The 19,182-nt window shown below is 66.3% G+C and carries 19 protein-coding genes; 17 read left to right on the forward strand and 2 right to left on the reverse strand.

Going from position 1 to position 19,182, the window contains the following annotated elements:
• Positions 1-220: 220 nt before the first annotated feature.
• Together AB9K35_RS12385 and AB9K35_RS12390 are read left to right on the forward strand one after the other, a co-directional pair.
• Positions 221-901: an orotate phosphoribosyltransferase gene (locus AB9K35_RS12385; protein ID WP_222453537.1), complete on the forward strand. Its 681-nt coding sequence runs from the start codon at positions 221-223 to the stop codon at positions 899-901.
• A gap of 267 nt (positions 902-1,168) precedes the next feature.
• Positions 1,169-2,689: a replicative DNA helicase gene (locus tag AB9K35_RS12390; protein WP_222453538.1), complete on the forward strand. Its 1,521-nt coding sequence runs from the start codon at positions 1,169-1,171 to the stop codon at positions 2,687-2,689.
• A 374-nt stretch (positions 2,690-3,063) separates the two neighbouring features.
• Here the strand turns inward: AB9K35_RS12390 and AB9K35_RS12395 are convergent, their stop codons facing one another.
• Positions 3,064-3,633 carry a hypothetical protein gene (locus AB9K35_RS12395; RefSeq protein WP_369926477.1) on the reverse strand — a complete coding sequence of 190 codons (570 nt, stop codon included), beginning with the start codon at positions 3,631-3,633 and terminating at the stop codon, positions 3,064-3,066.
• A 135-nt stretch (positions 3,634-3,768) separates the two neighbouring features.
• Here AB9K35_RS12395 and alr point away from each other — a divergent pair, with 135 nt between their 5' ends.
• From alr to AB9K35_RS12470, 15 genes are all read left to right on the forward strand, one after another.
• Positions 3,769-4,806 (forward strand): alanine racemase, encoded by a 1,038-nt coding sequence (alr, locus tag AB9K35_RS12400; protein ID WP_222453540.1) that lies wholly within the window; start codon positions 3,769-3,771, stop codon positions 4,804-4,806.
• Entirely contained in the window at positions 4,803-5,585 is a 783-nt protein-coding gene (locus AB9K35_RS12405; RefSeq protein WP_369926478.1) for an MlaE family ABC transporter permease, read from the forward strand. The genes alr and AB9K35_RS12405 overlap by 4 nt, the downstream gene beginning before the upstream one ends.
• A complete protein-coding gene (locus tag AB9K35_RS12410; RefSeq protein WP_369926480.1) occupies positions 5,582-6,328 on the forward strand; it encodes an ABC transporter ATP-binding protein in 747 nt (248 codons plus the stop codon). Before AB9K35_RS12405 ends, AB9K35_RS12410 begins: the two co-directional genes overlap by 4 nt.
• 156 nt (positions 6,329-6,484) lie before the next feature.
• Positions 6,485-6,928 carry a paraquat-inducible protein A gene (locus tag AB9K35_RS12415; RefSeq protein WP_369926482.1) on the forward strand — a complete coding sequence of 148 codons (444 nt, stop codon included), beginning with the start codon at positions 6,485-6,487 and terminating at the stop codon, positions 6,926-6,928.
• Between the two features lie 142 nt (positions 6,929-7,070).
• A complete protein-coding gene (locus AB9K35_RS12420) occupies positions 7,071-7,853 on the forward strand; it encodes a hypothetical protein (protein WP_222453544.1) in 783 nt (260 codons plus the stop codon).
• A gap of 101 nt (positions 7,854-7,954) precedes the next feature.
• Positions 7,955-9,316 (forward strand): DNA repair protein RadA, encoded by a 1,362-nt coding sequence (radA, locus tag AB9K35_RS12425; protein WP_222453545.1) that lies wholly within the window; start codon positions 7,955-7,957, stop codon positions 9,314-9,316.
• A gap of 42 nt (positions 9,317-9,358) precedes the next feature.
• Positions 9,359-9,913 (forward strand): CvpA family protein, encoded by a 555-nt coding sequence (locus AB9K35_RS12430; protein ID WP_222453546.1) that lies wholly within the window; start codon positions 9,359-9,361, stop codon positions 9,911-9,913.
• A 388-nt stretch (positions 9,914-10,301) separates the two neighbouring features.
• Complete coding sequence (locus tag AB9K35_RS12435; protein ID WP_222453547.1) at positions 10,302-10,994, forward strand: Hint domain-containing protein; 693 nt, start codon at positions 10,302-10,304, stop codon at positions 10,992-10,994.
• A gap of 439 nt (positions 10,995-11,433) precedes the next feature.
• On the forward strand, positions 11,434-12,954 hold the full coding sequence (gene purF, locus AB9K35_RS12440) for an amidophosphoribosyltransferase (protein WP_222453548.1): 1,521 nt from the start codon (positions 11,434-11,436) through the stop codon (positions 12,952-12,954).
• Between the two features lie 155 nt (positions 12,955-13,109).
• Positions 13,110-13,652, forward strand: a complete 543-nt coding sequence (locus AB9K35_RS12445) for a DUF2199 domain-containing protein (protein ID WP_222453549.1) — start codon at positions 13,110-13,112, stop codon at positions 13,650-13,652.
• Between the two features lie 173 nt (positions 13,653-13,825).
• A complete protein-coding gene (locus tag AB9K35_RS12450) occupies positions 13,826-14,098 on the forward strand; it encodes a hypothetical protein (RefSeq protein ID WP_222453550.1) in 273 nt (90 codons plus the stop codon).
• Between the two features lie 164 nt (positions 14,099-14,262).
• Positions 14,263-14,910, forward strand: a complete 648-nt coding sequence (locus tag AB9K35_RS12455) for an SDR family NAD(P)-dependent oxidoreductase (protein ID WP_369926486.1) — start codon at positions 14,263-14,265, stop codon at positions 14,908-14,910.
• Positions 14,911-15,245: 335 nt separating this feature from the next.
• Entirely contained in the window at positions 15,246-16,052 is an 807-nt protein-coding gene (gene surE / locus AB9K35_RS12460; protein WP_222453552.1) for a 5'/3'-nucleotidase SurE, read from the forward strand.
• Positions 16,049-16,696, forward strand: coding sequence for a protein-L-isoaspartate(D-aspartate) O-methyltransferase (locus AB9K35_RS12465; protein ID WP_369926489.1), 648 nt, complete (start codon positions 16,049-16,051; stop codon positions 16,694-16,696). The genes surE and AB9K35_RS12465 overlap by 4 nt, the downstream gene beginning before the upstream one ends.
• 188 nt (positions 16,697-16,884) lie before the next feature.
• A complete protein-coding gene (locus AB9K35_RS12470) occupies positions 16,885-18,180 on the forward strand; it encodes a peptidoglycan DD-metalloendopeptidase family protein (protein ID WP_369926491.1) in 1,296 nt (431 codons plus the stop codon).
• A gap of 63 nt (positions 18,181-18,243) precedes the next feature.
• Here the strand turns inward: AB9K35_RS12470 and AB9K35_RS12475 are convergent, their stop codons facing one another.
• Positions 18,244-19,086: an ATP-binding protein gene (locus AB9K35_RS12475; RefSeq protein WP_222453555.1), complete on the reverse strand. Its 843-nt coding sequence runs from the start codon at positions 19,084-19,086 to the stop codon at positions 18,244-18,246.
• Positions 19,087-19,182 lie beyond the last annotated feature (96 nt).

Below are 19,182 nucleotides of genomic sequence, written 5' to 3' on the forward strand. Positions count from 1 at the left end.
CCCCCCCCCCCCCCCCCCCCCCCCCCCCCCCCCCCCCCCCCCCCCCCCCCCCCCCCCCCCCCCCCCCCCCCCCCCCCCCCCCCCCCCCCCCCCCCCCCCCCCCCCCCCCCCCCCCCCCCCCCCCCCCCCCCCCCCCGCCACAAGCCATCTGCGGGGCTTCAAACCGATCCGCATCCGGTTTATGGACAGCAAAACCGCTGCCGCAAAGGATGCCCTGCCCATGATCCCCTCCTCCTATCCGTCGAAAGAAGAAATCGCCCGCCTGTCGGCCCGGATGCTGCTGGAAATCGGCGCGGTGAACTTCAACACGGATGAGCCCTACACGCTGGCCTCCGGCCTGCCCTCGCCCAGCTACATCGACTGCCGCAAGCTGATCTCCTTTCCGCGCATCCGCTCGACGCTGATGGACTTCATGACTGTCACCGTGATGCGCAACGCGGGCTTCGAGGCGTTCGACAACATCGCCGGCGGCGAGACCGCGGGCATCCCCTTTGCCGCGCTGGTGGCCGAGCGCATGGCGCTGCCGATGACCTATGTGCGCAAGAAGCCCAAGGGCTATGGCCGCAATGCCCGCATCGAGGGCGCGATGAGCGAAGGCGAGCGGGTGCTGCTGGTCGAGGATCTGACCACCGATGGTGGTTCCAAGCTGTCCTTCGTGGATGCGATCCGCGAGACCGGCGCCAGCTGCGGCCATACCGCGGTGATCTTCTATTACGACATCTTCCCCGAGACCACCAAGACGCTGGGCGACCACGGGGTGGAGCTGCACTACCTCTGCACCTGGTGGGATGTGCTGGCCGAAGCGCGGGCGCAGGGCGCTTTCAGCACCGAGACACTGGACGAGGTGGAACGCTTCCTGAAAGATCCGCGCGCCTGGCAGGATGCGCATAAATCCGCCTGACGACACGTCAAGCTGACCGCGTTCCCCGGCGGGCGCTGTGGATAAGCCACGCGCCCCGAATCGCACTCCAGAGACAAGAACCACAAGATATGGGGGGCTTTCCTAAGCCCCCCGCATCCTTTAGCCTGCCCGAAACCGGACAGCAGCCGAATGGCCCCCAGCCATCCACAGACAGACGCCGGATATGCACAGGGTATCCACAGAGATTCCCAGATAGGAGAACGCCTCCGCGCGCCCTATAACGCAGGCCTAACGACGAGAGCAGTGATGAACGAGATTACCCCTTTCGACGGCGATATGCCCCCTCCGGCCCCGATGCCCGAGCCTGCACAGGCCGACAGCGCGATGCCGGACAACGAGCTGCCGCATTCGGTAGAGGCCGAGCAGCAGCTGCTGGGCGCGATCCTGACCAACAACGAGGTCTACGACAAGATCGCGCTGATCATCGATTCTTCGCATTTCTACGACCCGGTTCATGCCCGCATCTTCGAGGTGGCCGCGGCGCGGATTTCCAAGAATGCGCTGGCCTCGCCGGTTACCCTGAAAGCCTTCCTCGAAGACCATGAAGGTCTGAAGGAGCTGGGCGGCCCGGCCTACCTGGCCAAGCTGGCCGGTGCGTCGATCTCGGCCTTCGCGGTGCGCGACTATGCGCAGATGATCTACGACCTGGCGATCCGCCGCGAACTGATCGCCCTGGGCCAGTCGATCGCCGACAAGGCGCGGCGTGTCGACGTCGCCTCGGAACCGCGGGAACAGATCGTCGAAGCGGAACAGCAGCTCTATCAGCTGGCGGAACAGGGCCAGACCGAGAGCGGTTTCAAATCCTTCCTCAAGGCGGTGACCGAGGCGGTCAACGTCACCAACGAGGCCTACCAGCGTGGCGGCGGCATGGCCGGGATCTCCACCGGGTTGACCGACCTGGACAAGCAACTGGGCGGCCTGCACCCCTCGGACCTGCTGATCCTCGCCGGGCGCCCCTCGATGGGGAAAACCTCGCTGGCGACCAACATCGCCTTCAACGTCGCCAAGGCCTACAAGCGCGGCATCAAGCCCGACGGCACCGAAGGCGCCATCGACGGCGGCGTCGTGGGCTTCTTCAGCCTCGAGATGTCGGCCGAGCAGCTGGCGGGCCGGATCCTGGCGGAAGCCTCGGAAATCTCCTCGCACAAGATCCGTCAGGGTGACATGACCGAGGAGGAATTCCGCCGCTTCGTGCAGGCCGCGAAGGATCTGGAAAGCTGCCCGCTGTTCATCGACGACACGCCGGCGATCCCGATCTCGCAGCTGGCCGCCCGGGCGCGGCGCCTGAAGCGGACCCACGGGCTGGACCTCTTGGTGATCGACTACCTGCAGCTCTGCCGCGGCATGTCCGACAACCGCGTCAACGAGATCGCCGAGATTTCGATGGGCATGAAGGCGATCGCCAAGGAGCTGAACATCCCGGTGATCGCCCTGTCGCAGCTGTCGCGCCAGGTGGAAAACCGCGAGGACAAGCGTCCGCAGCTGTCGGACCTGCGCGAATCGGGCTCGATCGAGCAGGACGCCGACGTGGTGATGTTCGTGTTCCGGGAGGAATACTACAAGGAACGGGAAAAGCCCGGCGATCACGAGCTGGAGAAGATGGAAGAGTGGAAGCAGGCGATGGAACGGCTGCACGCCAAGGCCGAGGTCATCGTCGGCAAGCAGCGTCACGGTCCCATCGGCACGGTGGAGCTGTCCTTCGAGGCGCAGTTCACCCGCTTTGGCAACCTCGCCAAATCCTGGCAACAGGGGCCTGAGGACTATTGATCCGACCTTGTCCCGGGCAGCGCGCGGCAGCTTAACTTGAATTCAAGCCGCGGCGTGCACACATAGCAGGCGTGCGACGGCCTTGCAGGGCTTGCCGCACGCCTCACGGCCACCTATGCTGGAACGCAGAGGCCAGACTGCCGGGCGACCGGCCAAAATGGGAGATCACGCATGAAACTGGGACCAGATCCGATCATCGTATGACCGCTGCGGCAACCGCTGCCGCCGCGCCCCTGCGTCTGGCCGAACGACACCGGCCCCTTCTGTCTTTCTGCAATCTGTCTTCCCGTAAACTTCCCTGACGTTCCGGGATCTGTCCTCACGTTGCCCGATTGTGGCGCCGTACTGCGGCGTGCGACGCCGCGCGTCCGACGTCAGCTGTCCAAGGGGCGGCTCCGGTGTGGCGCCTTGTAGCGGGTCAGTTTCAGGCGGGGAAATGTCCGCCGGAAGGCCGCCATCAGCGCCTTGCCGCTGGTTTCGGCATCCGCACTGGTGGTGCGCAGCAGGTCCACCGCCCGCACCCGCCCGGCCAGCGACAGGGTCTTGTAGCTGTCGTAGTTCAGCCCCTCCACCTGCACCCGGATCTTCTCCAGCAGGCCGTAGTAGTCGATCACCTGGTGCAGCAGGTGGCCGGGAATGAAATGCAGGCTGGCAATATGCTGCCGGTAGATCTCCGTGTGGCGCGCATCCGTCACATGCGGCACCAGGTCGGGATTTGCCCCCAGCGCCGCCTGCAAGACCTCGCGACTGGGCGAGGAGCGGCGGAAGGTCTCCATGTCGCGGGTGTTGAAGTCGATCTCGGCAAACAGCGCCCGGATCAGCCGCCGCCGCGCAACGCTTTCGACATAGGCGCGGCGCAGGAACCAGCCCAGCAGGCCCGCCGCCAGCGAAAAGGGCAGCACTTGCAGGCGGATGCTGCCGAACAATTCTGCGATCCACCCCATCTCTGCCCTGCCCTCCCCGGTTGTTGCTGCCAACCTGCGAAGCCCGCGGCAGATTCACAACCGTTTTCTTGCCCATGCGCGGGGGCCATGGGCTTTCCCCCTTGACCTGCGCCACACCCGTGTCAAGAACACCGCATGAGCACGGGAAAACTGACAATCAACCTGGATGCGCTGGTCACCAACTGGCGGAATCTGGATGCGCTGACCGGCTGCGAGACCGCAGCCGTGGTCAAGGCGAACGGGTATGGCCTGGATGCAGGTCGCGTGGGCACCGCACTGGCCAAGGCGGGGGCGCGCAACTTCTTTGTGGCGGTGGCCGAGGAAGGTGGCGCGCTGCGCCGCGCCTTGGGTCCGGGACCGGGCATCTCGGTGTTTTCCGGCCATATGGAGGGCGACGCCAAACTGCTGAAGGATTTCCAGCTGACGCCGATGCTGAACTCGCTGGACCAGATGCTGCGCCACTTCGAGACCCTGCCCGGCCATCCGTTCGGCGTGCAGCTCGATACCGGCATGAACCGGCTGGGCATGGAGCCCGGCGAATGGGCCGCGGTTGCCGAAATTGCGCTCGGCCAGAACCCGGTGCTGCTGATGTCGCACCTGGCCTGCGCCGACGAGCCGTCGCACCCGATGAATGCGCATCAGCTGAAGACCTTCCGCGAGATGACCGACGGGCTGGACCTGCCGCGCTCGCTGGCGGCCACCGGCGGCATGCTGTTGGGGCCGGATTACCATTTCGACCTCTGCCGCCCCGGCGTCGGCCTGTACGGCGGCCTGCCGTTCAAGGATGCCTTGCCGGTGGTCCAGCTGGAGCTGCCAGTAATCCAGCTGCGCGACCTGGAGGTCGGCGAGACCGCAGGCTATGGCAACACCTGGACCGCCAAGCGTCCCAGCCGCATCGCCACCGTGGCGGCCGGCTATGCCGATGGCCTGCACCGGGCGATGGGCAATGGCGGCATTCACCTCTACGCCGGTGAGACCCCCTGCCCCGTGGTCGGGCGCATCTCGATGGACCTGATCACCGTGGATGTCACCGATCTGCCCGAAGTGCCGGAGATGCTGGCGATTCTGAACGAACAGCAGACCGTCGACACGCTGGCCGATGCCGCGGGCACCATCGGCTACGAGATCCTCACCGCAACCGGCCACCGGCACGCACGGACCTACCAGGGATGACACCGATCGCACTTCTGGCCCGGCTGGGGCGCACGGCGCTGTCTGCGCTGGCGGCGGTGGGACGGGCAGCGCTGTTTGCGCTCTCGGTCTTCAGCCACATGCTGCGGCCGCCCTTCTACCCGCGCGAGCTGTTCCAGGCGCTGCTCAACATCGGCTGGCTGTCGCTGCCGGTGGTTGGGCTGACCGCGATCTTCACCGGCGGTGCGCTGGCCTTGCAGATCTACGCGGGCGGTGCGCGTTTCAACGCCGAGGCCGTGGTGCCGCAGATCGTCGCCATCGGCATGGTGCGCGAGCTGGGCCCGGTGCTGGTCGGCCTGATGATCGCGGCGCGCGTCACCTCGTCGATCGCCGCCGAGATCGCCACCATGAAGGTGACCGAGCAGATCGACGCGCTGGTCACGCTGTCCACCCATCCGATGAAATACCTGGTGGCGCCGCGGGTGCTGGCAGCGCTGGTCACCGTGCCGGTGCTGGTCGCGGTCGGGGACATCATCGGCATCCTTGGCGGCTACACCGTGGCGACCCAGAACCTCGGCTTCAACCCGGCGGCCTATCTCAAGAACACCGTCGACTTCCTCGAGGCGCACGACATCCTGTCCTCGCTGACCAAAGGCGCCGTGTTCGGCACCATCGCGGCGCTGATGGGCTGCTACTACGGCATGACCTCGGGCCGCGGCGCGCAGGGCGTGGGCCGCGCCACCAAGGGCTCGGTCGAGGCGGCCGCGGTGCTGATCCTGGCCGCCAACTTTGTCCTGACGGGGGTGTTCTTCTCGCTATGATCCGCATGGAAAACGTCCACAAGTCCTTTGGCGACAATGCCGTGCTGAAGGGGCTGACCCTGGAAATTCCCAAGGGCACGTCGATGGTCATCATCGGCGGCTCCGGCACCGGCAAATCGGTGGCGCTGAAAAGCGTGCTGGGGCTGATCCAGCCCGACAGCGGCCAGATCTACGTCGACGGGAAACCGGCTGGCGCGGGCGACCGCGACGCGTTTCTGGCGCGTTTCGGCATGCTGTTTCAGGGCGCGGCCCTGTTCGACAGCCTGCCGGTCTGGCAGAACGTCGCCTTTCGCCTGCTGCGCGGGCGGCTGAAACGCCCGGCCGAGGAAGCCCGCGAGATCGCCATCGAGAAACTGCGCCGGGTCGGCCTGCGCGCGGCGGTGGCGGATCTGTTTCCCTCCGAGCTGTCGGGCGGCATGCAGAAACGCGTCGGCCTCGCCCGCGCCATCGCCGCCGAGCCGGAGATCATCTTTTTCGACGAGCCGACCACCGGTCTCGACCCGATCATGTCCGGCGTCATCAACGACCTGATCCGCGAGATCGTGGTGGAGATGGGCGCAACCGCGATGACCATCACCCACGACATGTCCTCGGTCCGCGCCATCGCCGACAACGTGGCAATGCTGCACGATGGGGTGATCCAGTGGACCGGCCCGGTGAGCGAAATGGACCAGTCCGGCGATCCCTATATGGAGCAGTTCATCCACGGCCGCGCCGAGGGGCCGATTGAGGCGGTGCGCTGAGGCGCCGCCTTTCATCTTTCCCTTAAATACTCCCGCCGGAGGCACCCCCCCCCCCCCGAACCTGACGCCCGGCGGGTGTGGGCCGCCGCCGTTTTCCCCTTTCAAATCCGCCGCTCAGCCCCCAAGTCATGGCGGCATGAATTGAAACGAGCCGCCATGATCCTCCGCTTCCTCACCCTGTCGCTGCTGGTCCTTTATCCGGTGGCGTGGTTTGCGCCCCTGATGCGGGCGGGCTTGCTGCCGCTGTTTGGCCTGTCGGAAATCTCGGTGCTGACCGGGCTGCAATCGCTGTGGGCCAGCGATGCCGCGCTGGCGCTGGTGGTCACCTTCTTTGCGATCTTTGCGCCCTACCTCAAGACCATCGGGCTGGCGCTGGTGCAATGGGACCTGCTCGACGCCAAGGTGCAGCCGGTGCTGCATGTGCTGGGCAAGCTGGCGATGGCCGACGTCTTCCTGATCGCGCTTTACATCACCCTGGCCAAGGGCATCGGGCTGGGCACGATCGAGACCGCCTGGGGTCTCTACCTGTTCACCGCCTGCATCCTGGCCTCGCTGGGGCTGGGCATGCTGACCGAACGCGGGCTGCGCAAAAACGCTTAAGCCCTTGATCCCGGGGCAAACCGCTCCAGTTGAATGCAGAGAACTGTTCGGGATCGAGTCCCCGGAACCGGAATTTCCTGCGGCAATCAGGTCTCCCCCGCCTGGCAGGACCGGGTCCGTGGATGTTGTCGGAGGGGGGCCTATGGCCGGGTATAAGACATTCCTTTTCACCGCGCAGGCCGCGATGATGCGGCTGTGCTTCTGTGCAATCTGCCTTGTCGCGCTGGCGGCGCTGGTCGCGACTGCCCTGTCGGCCCTTGGCGTCTGGCCGTGGCTCAGCCTGCAGGCGGGCTTTGGCGCAGAGCCCCATCCGCAGGCCGGAATGGCGGCGCAGATCGGCCTGACGCTGCTGGCGGTGATGCTGGTGTTCTTCCTGCCCGCCAACGGCCGCATCCTGGCGCTGGAGAATTCGCACCGGCGGTTTTCGCTGAACATGGAAGATGTGCTGCACGCCTATCAGCTGGCCCATGCGGGGGACCGCGCCGGGGTGTTCACGCTGGCGTCCGAATTCGACGCGGTGAAGGAGCGGCTGGCCTTCCTGCGCGACCACCCCGATCTTGCCGGGCTGGAGCCGGATGTGCTGGAGGTCGCGGCGCAGATGAGCCAGGTCAGCCGCGAGCTGGCGGAGACCTATTCGGATGACAAGGTGGCGCGCGCCCGCGCCTTCCTCACCCAGCGCCAGCAGGAGCTGGACACCTTCAAGACGCGGCTGGAGGATGCGCAGATCATCATGCAGGAGCTGCGCCAGTGGAGCCGCGACGTGGAGATCGAGGAAAGTATTGCCAAATCGCACCTCGGGCGACTGCGCGGCGAGCTGTTCGAGCTGTTGCCGGAACTGTCGGCGCAGCTGCAGACACCGCCGGATGGGTCTGACCCGGAAACCGGCAGCGTGGTGCCGATCCAGCCGCCACGCAGCGGCGGCTGAGGCGCATCCGCGCAGCAGTTCCGAGCGTCGGCCGACGCCGCGCATCGACGCCGCGCATGTGGACACTTGAACAAAACAGAAACATCTGCCAGTGATCCCACATGGCAAAAACATCTTTCTCCTGCTCCGCCTGCGGAGCCAGCTTTTCGAAATGGTCGGGCCGCTGCGAGGGCTGCGGCGAGTGGAACACCATCAGCGAGGACAAGGGCCTGTCGTCCGGCCCCTCGAAGAAGTCGCTGGGCATCAAGCGCGGGCGCACGATCGAGCTGACGGACCTGTCGACCCGCGAAACCCCGCCACCGCGCAGCCTGTGCGGCGTGGGCGAGCTGGACCGGGTGCTGGGCGGCGGCCTGGTTGCGGCCTCGGCGATCCTGGTCGGCGGTGATCCGGGCATCGGCAAATCCACGCTGCTGTTGCAGGCGGCGGCGCGCTTTGCCCAGAACGGGGTGAAGACCGTCTATGTCAGCGGCGAGGAGGCCTCGGCCCAGGTACGGATGCGCGCGCAGCGGCTGGGTCTGGCGGATGCGCCGGTGCAGCTGGCCGCCGAGACCAACCTGCGCGACATCCTGACCACGCTTGAGGCGGAGAAGCCGCAGCTGGCCATCATCGACTCGATCCAGACCATGTGGGCCGATCACGTGGACAGCGCCCCCGGCTCTGTCAGCCAGGTGCGCGCGGCGGCGCATGAGCTGACAACCTTTGCCAAGCGCCACGGCATTTCCATCATCATGGTCGGCCATGTCACCAAGGAGGGCCAGATCGCTGGCCCGCGCGTGGTGGAGCATATGGTCGACACCGTGCTCTACTTCGAGGGTGAGCGCGGCCACCAGTTCCGCATCCTGCGCGCGGTGAAAAACCGCTTCGGCCCCGCCGACGAAATCGGCGTCTTCGAGATGACCGGCGGCGGGCTGTCGGAGGTGGTGAACCCCTCGGCGCTGTTCCTGTCGGAGCGCGGCGAGCCGTCGCCCGGCTCGGTGGTGTTTGCGGGCATCGAGGGCACGCGGCCGGTGCTGGTGGAGATGCAGGCGCTGATCGCGCCCTCGCCGCACTCACAACCCCGCCGCGCCGTGGTGGGCTGGGATTCGTCGCGGCTGGCGATGATCCTTGCGGTGCTGGAGGCGCGCTGCGGCATTCCCTTTGCCGGGTTGGATGTCTACCTGAACGTGGCCGGCGGCATGAAGATTTCCGAGCCTGCCGCCGACCTCGCCGTGGCGGCGGCGCTGCTGAGCGCCCGAGAGGACGTGGCGCTGCCCGCCGATACCGCGGTTTTTGGAGAAATTTCGCTGTCCGGCGCCCTGCGCCCGGCGCCGCAGACCGAAAACCGGTTGAAAGAGGCGCAAAAACTTGGTTTCACGGCGGCGATAGCCCCCAGCGGCGGCAAATCCATTGCGGTGACCGGCCTGAATCTGCGCCATACCACCGATCTTGCGGGATTTGTTGGCGAATTCTTCGGGGCCGGCTAAAGTCGCAAAAAATTTGATATCGCAGGCAAACGGGCGAGGGACATGGAAGGTTTCACAATCATCGACGGGGTCGTGGCCCTTGTCATCGTCGTATCGGCATTGCTGGCCTATTCGCGCGGCTTCGTACGCGAGGCCATGGCCATCGCCGGCTGGGTTGCCGCCGGTGTGCTGGCGTTCATCTTTGCGCCGCAGGTCGAGCCGCTGATGGCCGAGATCCCGGTGGTGGGCGAGTTCATCGCCGACAGCTGCGAGATCTCGATCATTGCTGCCTTCGCCGCGGTGTTTGCGCTGGCGCTGATCGTGGTCTCGTTCTTCACACCGCTGTTTTCGACGCTGGTGCAGCGGTCTGCCCTGGGCGGGCTGGACCAGGGCGCGGGCTTCTTCTTTGGCGTGCTGCGCGGCATTCTTTTGGTGGCGATCGCGTTCTTCGTCTACAACGTGGTGATGACCGGCCAGAATTTCACGATTGTTGACGAGAGCCGCTCGGCACGGGTGTTCGAGCGACTGATCGGCAAGATCGAAGAGCGCAACCCCGAGCAGGCCCTGGGCTGGATCGAAAGCCAATACGTGGCGCTGACCAGCGCCTGCGACCAGTAAACCTACACAGCAGCAGCCTGGCTGTGACACGGCGGGTGCCCATGGGGCACCCGCCTTTTTTGTCGCGGCAAAGCACTCACACAGTTATCCACAGCCAAAACAAGCACTTCCTTAACCGCTTGTCGCCACGTTAACCTTTTGTTAACCACGGGGAATCGTGATTCTGCCTGCGCCGGGAGGAGGCGCGGAATCCCCCCTGTCGCGGGAAAAATCCTCAGCCTGCGGGGGGGAAAGGTTAACATCCGCTGCGGAATTGGCGTTTTTTCCACCGGAATCCCGGCGCGTCCCGGAAGGGGCCGCACAGCTGCCCCAATTTGGTCCCAATTCGGGGGCGATATGGCTTCAACGGCAGGACGCCGGGTCACGACGCTTCAGAAGGGACGAAACAATGCAGCTGGATCACGTTACAAGCTTTGCTGACTTTCAGCCGGTTGACGCACTGCTGCTGACCAATCCGCTGCCGCAAACCGCCGCCCCGGCTGCCAAGCGCGCCCGTCCGCGCAGCGGCGGCTTCCTCCCCGATACGCTGGTCGAGACCGAAGAAGGCTTCAAGCAGGCCCGCGACATCAAGCCCGGCGACAAGGTGTTTACCTTTGATGGCGGCGCGCAGGAAGTCAAAGCGGTGAAACACGCGGTGCCGCGCCTGACCACCTGCATGCATGTTCCGGCCGGCGCCCTGGGCAACGACACCGACCTGATGCTGCCTTCGGACCAGAAGGTGGTTCTGGAGATGGACACCGCCGAGCGCCTGTTCGGCCTGCCCGTCGTGGTGACCAAGCTGATCGCCCTGGCCGGTTACAAGGGCATCACCCCGGCCGCACCGGAACGCCTCGGCCGCATTCATTTCGAATTCGAAGAAGAAGAACTGGTCTGGGCCGAATGCGGCATGCTGCTGCCGGCCGGGGACGTCGCCGAGGACAGCGCCTTTCACCAGCTGTCGCTGAGCGAAACCCGCCAGGTTCTGGCCAGCGACGAAGGCCGCGCCCTGGCCGAAACCGGCATGGGCGAGGTCGATGCCCGCCTGCCCGGCCCGATGAACAACTTGCTGGACAACCTTCTGGATCGCATCCTGGCGGCCTGATTTCGCGCGGCGCTCACCCCACCCCCACCACCCAGCCGCGCCAAGATGATGGTTTGTCCCTGCCTCTGGCCCGCAGTTCGCTGCGGGCCTTTTTTTTCGACAGCCGTCAGGCTGCCCGCTTCTGCCGCGCCCAGACGCCGCAGCGCAGAAGGGATGTGTGATCCTTTGATGACAGCGCCCTGGAAAGGCACTATGTGAGGGCCGGAACAGGAAACGGATTCGGAGCCTCAGCCCTTGCCGCTGCTGCACGCCTGCCTAAGTGATGATGAGCCGACGCGCCACGCGCGCGCAGCCATGGACGCAGCTGGCCATCGGGGCCAGGCCCGTACAGCAGCCGGCGACCGCTTGACACCCCTGCCCTGGGCTGTGTCACACAGGTGCCCAAGCCGCTTCCAGCAGCAGTCGAACAGCAGAGCCTAAGTGGGATTGGAGCCAGCCAATGTGCGGGATTTTGGGGATCGCAAGCCGGGATACGGATGTCTTTGCGGAGATACATGACGGGCTCTTGATGCTTCAGCACCGCGGCCAGGACGCGGCCGGCATCGTCACCTACACCGGCGAGTTCTTCCGCGAGCGCAAGGCAAACGGTCTCGTCAAGGATGTCTTTGGCCCGCAGGATGCCGAGACCCTGACCGGACGGGTCGGCATGGGCCACGTGCGCTACCCCACCGCTGGCTCGCTGAGCGCGGCCGAAGCCCAGCCCTTCTTCGTCAACGCGCCCTATGGCATCTACCTGGTTCACAACGGAAATATCACCAACACCGCCGAGCAGCGCGAGAAGGTGACCGGCAAGTACAGCCGCCATCTGCGCACCACCTCGGACTCGGAAATCCTGCTGAACGTGCTGGCCGACAAGGTCGCGGACGCGATCAAGGTCAACGGCAACGCGGATCCGATCCGCAACATCTTTGCCGGCGTCAAGATGACCATGGAACGGGTGCAGGGCGCCTATTCGGTTCTGTGCATGATTGCCGGCGTCGGCATGCTGGCCTTCCGCGACCCGCACGGCATCCGGCCGCTGTCGCTGGGCAAGCGCCCCGCGCAGGGCGAAGGGGATGACTACTGCGTGGCCTCCGAGGACGTGGCCTTTGGCATCAACGGCTTTGAGAAGGTCCGCGATGTGAAACCGGGCGAAGCGATCCTGATCGACCTGGACGGCAAGATGCACACCTTCCAGGCAGTCGAGGGCAAGCTCACCCCCTGTATTTTTGAATACGTGTACCTGGCGCGCCCTGATTCGATGCTGGACGGGGTTTCGGTCTACAAGACCCAGCTGCGCATGGGCCAGGCGCTGGCCAAGCAGATCCAGGAGTCGGGCCTGGAAATCGACAGCATCATCCCGGTGCCTGATTCGGCCCGCCCCGTGGCGCTGGAAGTGGCGAACGCGACCGGCATCCGCTACCGCGAGGGGCTGGTGAAGAACCGCTATGTCGGCCGCACCTTCATCATGCCCGGCCAGGCCGAGCGGCAGAAGTCGGTCCGGCGCAAGCTCAACGCGATTCCGCTGGAGTTCAAGGACCTGAACGTGCTGCTGATCGACGATTCGATCGTGCGCGGCAACACCATCAAGAAGATCGTGCAGATGTGCCGCGAGGCAGGCGCCAAGAAGGTCTACATCGCCTCCGCCTCGCCGCCGGTGAAATACCCGAACGTCTATGGCATCGACATGCCCACCAAGCATGAGCTGATCGCAAATGGCCTGTCCATCGAAGAAATCCGCGATGAACTGGGCGCCGACGGGCTGTTCTACCAGAAGCTCGAAGACCTGATCTGGGCGGCGCAGGAAGGCAACCCGGACATCCAGGGCTTTGACTGTTCCTGCTTTGACGGCAACTACGTCACCGGTGTGACCGAAGACTACCTGGCGGCGCTGGAAGGCAGCAGCCGCGTCAGCGCCAAGATCAAGGACATGCCGGTGCCCGGCGCCTCGTGGAACGCATCCAAGCTGGCGCAGGGCTGACGCTCGCCCATCGCTGACGCGGGGGTTTGAACTTTCGCGCGCGTCGGCGTATGAGGGCGGCAACACGGCAATAGGGAGGCGCTGGCCGCGATGGTCCGCGCCTTTTCCTATGCCTTCTGACGAAAGGCCTCTTCTTGGATCCGCATCTTGCCCGCATGCTGAGTTCTCCGCGCAAGTGCCGCTGCTGCGGCGCCACCTTTGCGCAACTTCTCAGCCTCAGCTGTGACAGGCCCGATGTCTGCCCCGAGGATATGGAGGTCGAGGACAATTCAGCGGTTCTGGCCACCCGCGGTGACATCCTGACCGAAGATTTCTGCCGCCTGGGTGATCTGCGCTTCATCCGCGCGGTGCTGGCGGTACCGCTGACCAACAGTCGCGGCGAGGAATTCGTGCTGGGCACCTGGGCCAGCCTCAGCCGCGATGATTTTGACGCCTACCTCGATCTGTTCGAGATGCGCGAAGCGGACAAGCTTGGCGATCGTCCGGCCTGGCTGGCCAACGCGATTCCGCCGGATCTGGCGCTGCCCGCCGGCTGCATGCTGGAGATGCGCCCCGAAGGCCAGTACCCGGAGCTGAAGGTGAGCGAGCAAGGCCACCCGCTGTTCCCCTTGCAGCGCGACGGGGCCTCGCTGGAGGAGCTGCTGGAGCTGCTCTATGCCTATGGCCACGACCTGCCGTCGCTGGTTTATGATGCCTGAGCGCAGCTGAACGGCCCGGCGTCGGCGTCTTTCCACCCAGTCCCCCTGCCCGGTTCGCGGCTTCCTGCCGAAGCGGGCGGGCGTATGTCGCACACCCTTGCCGCCCAACTGCCGAGCCGTCACACACGCCCCGACAGAGACCCACCTATGATGGCCTTTTGGGGAAGGACGACATGGCAAATTCAGATACCACAGCCCGCACCTCTGCCAAGGTCGCCGGGCTTGCAACACAGAGCAATGCGGTGAACCGCAACAACCTGAGCCTGCTGGGGCTGTACGGTCCCGAGGACAGCATGACGGCGCTGGTGCGGCTGCCCTCCGGGCGGACCCGCACGGTGCAGCGTGGCAGCCGCCTGTCGGCGGGCCAGGTGGTCGCGATCGACGCGCGCGGGCTGGTGCTGAGCAGCCGTGGCGGTACCAAGCTGCTGGAGATGCCGGGCTCCTGAGCCGTCGGCCGACACCAACCACTTCCGACGTCAGCTGAAGGCCGCGCGATGGCGGCGGCCGTGCGCGGAAAATCTGACAGGCGCTGCCATAAATCGGCCCGGCAGCCGCGGCGCGCTGTCAGCGCCCCTTGACCTGCCTGCGCCCGCGGACCACAAGGTGGCCCATGACAGATAAGATCGCTCTCATCACCGGTGCCTCGCGCGGACTGGGCAGTGCCCTGGCCGAAGCCCTGGCCCCCACCCATCACATCGTCGCCGTGGCCCGCACCACCGGCGCTCTGGAAGAGCTCGACGACCGCATCAAGGCGGCCGGCGGCAGTGCCACGCTGGCGCCGATGGACATCACCGTGCCCGAAGCGATGGCGACCCTGTGCCGGGGCATCCATGACCGCTGGGGCAAGCTGGACCTGTGGCTGCACACCGCCATTCATGCCACCGCGCTGTGCCCGGCGCCGTCGGTCGCCCCCAAGGACTGGACCAAGGCGCTGGCGGTCAACGCCACCGCGACATCGGTGCTGATCCCCTATGTGGCGCCGTTGCTGGGCCAGTCGGGCCGGGCCGTGTTCTTTGACGACCCGAAAGCCGGCGAGAAGTTCTATGGCACCTATGGCGCGACCAAGGCGGCGCAGATGGCGCTGGCCCGCAGCTGGCAGGCCGAGACGGAGCGCACCGGCCCGCAGGTCCGCATCCTGGAGCCGCGCCCGATGGCCACCGCGCTGCGCGCCCGCTTCCACCCCGGCGAAGATCGCGCGGCCCTGGCCAGCATCCAGGACGAGGCGCACCGTATGCTGCCAGAAATCCTGGCCGAGTAACGACCACACATCTGGCCTGCCCGCCGCCCCCTTCCCGGGGCGGCGCGCGGCCCAAGGGGGCGACCCTGCCTGCATGATGCGACGCCGGGCGGCGGTCCCCGTCCCGCAGGGGGGCTAGCCACCGGCCAAGCGGCTGGTTTCCCCTCCCTCTTCCCTCCCCCAAGTGACGCCCGTTTTCGACTGCCTTCGCCCTGCCTGCGACCGCCCTGCTGCCCAGTCTGTTGCCTCTCTGCCCGTCTTGAGGATCGATCCGGCGCGGCGGCGCGAAAGGCTTGCCCCGTCCCGGCGCAGGTCCTATTCAATCGCAAACCCGGCAAAAGACGGCAGGCAGACCCATGCGCATCCTGATTACCAACGACGACGGCATCAGCGCCCCCGGGCTGGCCGTACTGGACACCATCGCCCGACAGGTTGCAGGCCCGGACGGCGAGGTCTGGTGCGTGGCACCGGCGTTCGAGCAATCCGGCGTTGGCCATTGCATCAGCTACACCCGTCCGACCATGCTCAGCCAGCTGGACAGCCGCCGCTTTGCCGCCGAAGGCTCGCCCGCGGACTGCGTGCTGGCGGGTTTGCACGTGGTGATGCGGGATGCGCGGCCCGATCTGGTGCTGTCGGGGGTGAACCGGGGCAACAACTCGGCAGAGAATGCGTTGTATTCCGGCACGCTGGGCGGTGCGATGGAGGCCGCGCTGCAGGGCATCCCGGCGATGGCGCTGTCGCAATATTACGGCCCCGCCAACCGCGACACCGCTGATCCGTTCGAGGCCGCCGCCGTGCATGGCGCAGCGCTGGTTCAGAAGATCCTGCGCCAGATGCCCGAAGACCGGCAGGATTACCGGCTGTTTTACAACATCAATTTCCCGCCCGTGCCCGCTGCCGCGGTGAAGGGCGTGCGCGCGGCCACCCAGGGGTTCCGCTCGGGCACCGGCTTCAGTGCCGAGGAACAAGTCTCGCCCACCGGGCGCCGTTGCCTCTGGGTGCGCGGTGGCAACCAGCAGGTGGAAACCGCGCCTGGCACGGATGCGGCGCTGAACATGGCCGGTTATATCTCCGTCACCCCGATGCGCGCGGATCTGACCGCCCATGACGCGATGGAGGCCCTGCAGGCGATCGAAACCGACGGTGAGAGACTCGGCGCATGAGCGGACCCGACGCCGAAACCAAGATGCAGTTCCTGTACTCGGTCCGCTCGCGCGGGGTGACCGATGCCTCTGTGCTGGAGGCGATGGAGGAGATCGACCGCGGCTTGTTCCTGCGCGGGCTGTTCGCCGAACGCGCCTATGAGGACGTGCCTCTGCCGATTGCCTGCGGCCAGACCATCTCGCAGCCCTCGGTGGTGGGCATGATGACACAGGCGCTGCAGGTCAGCCCCCGCGACAAGGTTCTCGAGGTGGGCACCGGCTCGGGGTACCAGGCCGCGATCCTGTCGAAACTGGCGCGCCGGGTCTATACCATCGACCGGCACGCGCGGCTGGTGCGCGAGGCGCGAGCGGTGTTCGAGCAGCTTCAGCTGGCCAATGTGACCTCGCTGGTTGGCGATGGCAGCCACGGCTTGCCGGACCAGGCGCCTTTTGACCGCATCATCGTCACTGCCGCCGCCGAGGACCCGCCCGGCCCGCTGCTTGCCCAGCTGAAGACGGGCGGCATCATGGTGCTGCCGGTCGGGCAGTCCGACCACGTGCAGACCCTGATCCGTGTTCGCAAGACTGAAGACGGGCTGGAATATGACGAGCTGCGCCCGGTGCGCTTCGTGCCCTTGCTGGAAGGGCTCGGCAAGGAAATCTGACCGCTGCCGCATGCCTCTGCCGCCGCGATGCCCGGACCGGTCACAATTTCTCCAGCTGGTTTGATATTCCCCCTTGGGCCACGTATCATGCCGGCGGATTTCAGCCGGCCGCCCGGCGGCATGGGCTATAATGATTGACGCGAGAGAATCCCCGCGAAAAAGGGGAGGCGTGTTTTGAGGAGAGCAAGATGACCCGGACCCCCCACCCCCGGACGGCCAGGCATGCGCTGCGCACCGACGGCCCGGCCCAGAGCGGGCCGACGCGCGCCGGTCTGTCCCGCCGCACCCGACTGCTGGCGGCGCTGCCTCTGATCGGGGTACTGGCCGCCTGCAAAAGCCCGCTGGACTACGATCTGCGCGGCCAGATTGGCGCCTTCAATACAACCAGCGCAGCCCAATCCGTGACCTCTGAACGCCCCCGTGCGGACAGCCGCGGGCTGATCACCTACCCCTCTTACCAGGTGGCCGTGGCCCGCCGCGGCGACACCGTGGCGGATGTCGCCACCCGCGTGGGCCTGCCCGCCGACGAGGTTGCCCGTTACAACGGCATGAGCCCGGGCGACAGTGTCCGGCAGGGCGAAATACTGGCCCTGCCCCGCCGCGCCCCCGACGGGGTGCCCGCTGACGGCACCGCCGCGCCCGGCTCGGTTGATATCGCCTCTCTTGCGGGTCAGGCCATCGAGACCGCGCCGCTCACCTCGCCGAACCCGGGCTCCGTCACTTCGACCGAGCTCAAACCCGCGCCCAAGCCGCAGCCGGCCAAGGTCCAGTCCGGCCCCGAGCCGGTGCGCCACAAGGTCAAACGTGGCGAGACCGCCTATACCATCTCGCGTCTCTACCGGGTGCCGGTCAAATCCCTCGCCGAGTGGAATGGCCTTGGCAGTGATTTCGCCGTTCGCGAGGGGCAATACCTGCTGATCCCGCTGAAAGAGGCCCCCGCCCCGAAACCGGAGGCGGAAGTCACGGCAGCGGCGGCCCCGGTCACTGTCACCGAACCCGGCGAAGGCAGCGTCACGCCTGTTCCGCCGAGCGCCACCCGCCCCTTGCCCCGCGAAACGGTGGCGCCCGCTGCCGAGGCCGCCAAGCCCCCGGCAGAGGTGAAACCGGCGCTGCCCGAACCCAGCCGCCAGAGCGATGCCGCGATGTCTTATCCGGTGCAGGGCAAGATCATCAAGACATACTCCAAGGGGCGCAATGACGGTATCGACATTGCGGGGCCTGCGGGCAGCCCGGTCAAGGCGGCCGAAGCCGGTACCGTGGCGGCCATCACCAAGGATTCCAACAATGTGCCGATCATCGTGATCCGCCACAGCCAGAAGCTGCTGACGGTCTATCAGAACGTCGACAACATCACCGTCAACAAGGGCGATACCGTCGCGCGCGGGCAGCGTATCGCCTCGCTGCGCGGGGGCGACGACGCCTATGTACATTTCGAGGTGCGCGACGGGTTCGAGAGCATCGATCCGCTCGACTACCTGAACTGACGCTGACGCGTTTCCGCGACCGACAGCATGCCCGGCAGAGATGCCGGGCTTTTACCTGTGTTGTCAGCGCAGGCTGACCCCGTGGCGACCGGCCAGATCGGTGAAGAACTGCCAGGCCACCCGACCCGAGCGTCCGCCACGGGTGGCCTGCCATTCCACCGCCTCGGCGCGCAGGGTCTCCGGTGCGACCTTGACGCCATAGGCGGCGCAATAGCCCTCGATCATCGCCAGGTATTCGTCCTGGTCGCAGGGGTGGAACCCCAGCCACAAGCCGAAACGGTCGGACAGCGAGACCTTTTCCTCAACCGCTTCGGACGGGTTGATGGCGCTGGAGCGTTCATTCTCGATCATGTCCCGCGGCATCAGGTGGCGACGGTTCGAGGTGGCATAGAACACCACGTTCTCCGGCCGCCCCTCGATGCCGCCGTCGAGCACCGCCTTGAGGCTTTTGTAGTGCTGGTCGTCATGGCTGAAGGACAGGTCATCGCAGAACAGGATGAAGCGGTGCGGCGCGCCGCGCAGGTGGTTCAAGAGCCGCCCGACCGAGGGCAGATCCTCGCGTTGCAGCTCAACCAGCTTCAGACCGGGGTGATCGGCCACCAGCGCGCCGTGCACGGCCTTGACGAGGCTGGACTTGCCCATGCCGCGCGCGCCCCAGAGCAGCGCGTTGTTCGCCGCGAACCCCTGCGCGAAGCGACGGGTGTTTTCCAGCAAGGTGTCCCGAGACCGGTTGATGCCAACCAGCAGGTCCAGATCGACACGACTGACCTCGGCCACCGGCTCAAGCCGTTCCGGCCCCACGTGCCAGACAAAGGCGGAGGCCACGTCAAAATCGGGTGCCGCCAGGGGCGCGGGGGACATCCGCTCCAGCGCCTCGGCGATGCGGGTCAATGCGGTCTGGTCCATGGGCGTGCCTCCGTCTGCCTGTGCGTTGGTGGTGTTCAAAGCACGTTCGTGGACGGGCGGCAAGAGACGGGAGATGTGGGAGAAAGCCTGCCCAAG

It is taken from the genome of Leisingera sp. XS_AS12, assembly GCF_041224635.1.
Classification (GTDB): domain Bacteria; phylum Pseudomonadota; class Alphaproteobacteria; order Rhodobacterales; family Rhodobacteraceae; genus Leisingera.

Coding starts and splice junctions, on each gene's coding strand:
- AB9K35_RS12385 (WP_222453537.1), top strand. CDS start 221: ATGATCCCCTCCTCCTATCCGTCGAAAGAAGAAATCGCCCGCCTGTCG.
- AB9K35_RS12390 (WP_222453538.1), top strand. CDS start 1,169: ATGAACGAGATTACCCCTTTCGACGGCGATATGCCCCCTCCGGCCCCG.
- AB9K35_RS12395 (WP_369926477.1), bottom strand. CDS start 3,633: ATGGGGTGGATCGCAGAATTGTTCGGCAGCATCCGCCTGCAAGTGCTG.
- alr (WP_222453540.1), top strand. CDS start 3,769: ATGAGCACGGGAAAACTGACAATCAACCTGGATGCGCTGGTCACCAAC.
- AB9K35_RS12405 (WP_369926478.1), top strand. CDS start 4,803: ATGACACCGATCGCACTTCTGGCCCGGCTGGGGCGCACGGCGCTGTCT.
- AB9K35_RS12410 (WP_369926480.1), top strand. CDS start 5,582: ATGATCCGCATGGAAAACGTCCACAAGTCCTTTGGCGACAATGCCGTG.
- AB9K35_RS12415 (WP_369926482.1), top strand. CDS start 6,485: ATGATCCTCCGCTTCCTCACCCTGTCGCTGCTGGTCCTTTATCCGGTG.
- AB9K35_RS12420 (WP_222453544.1), top strand. CDS start 7,071: ATGGCCGGGTATAAGACATTCCTTTTCACCGCGCAGGCCGCGATGATG.
- radA (WP_222453545.1), top strand. CDS start 7,955: ATGGCAAAAACATCTTTCTCCTGCTCCGCCTGCGGAGCCAGCTTTTCG.
- AB9K35_RS12430 (WP_222453546.1), top strand. CDS start 9,359: ATGGAAGGTTTCACAATCATCGACGGGGTCGTGGCCCTTGTCATCGTC.
- AB9K35_RS12435 (WP_222453547.1), top strand. CDS start 10,302: ATGCAGCTGGATCACGTTACAAGCTTTGCTGACTTTCAGCCGGTTGAC.
- purF (WP_222453548.1), top strand. CDS start 11,434: ATGTGCGGGATTTTGGGGATCGCAAGCCGGGATACGGATGTCTTTGCG.
- AB9K35_RS12445 (WP_222453549.1), top strand. CDS start 13,110: ATGCTGAGTTCTCCGCGCAAGTGCCGCTGCTGCGGCGCCACCTTTGCG.
- AB9K35_RS12450 (WP_222453550.1), top strand. CDS start 13,826: ATGGCAAATTCAGATACCACAGCCCGCACCTCTGCCAAGGTCGCCGGG.
- AB9K35_RS12455 (WP_369926486.1), top strand. CDS start 14,263: ATGACAGATAAGATCGCTCTCATCACCGGTGCCTCGCGCGGACTGGGC.
- surE (WP_222453552.1), top strand. CDS start 15,246: ATGCGCATCCTGATTACCAACGACGACGGCATCAGCGCCCCCGGGCTG.
- AB9K35_RS12465 (WP_369926489.1), top strand. CDS start 16,049: ATGAGCGGACCCGACGCCGAAACCAAGATGCAGTTCCTGTACTCGGTC.
- AB9K35_RS12470 (WP_369926491.1), top strand. CDS start 16,885: ATGACCCGGACCCCCCACCCCCGGACGGCCAGGCATGCGCTGCGCACC.
- AB9K35_RS12475 (WP_222453555.1), bottom strand. CDS start 19,086: ATGGACCAGACCGCATTGACCCGCATCGCCGAGGCGCTGGAGCGGATG.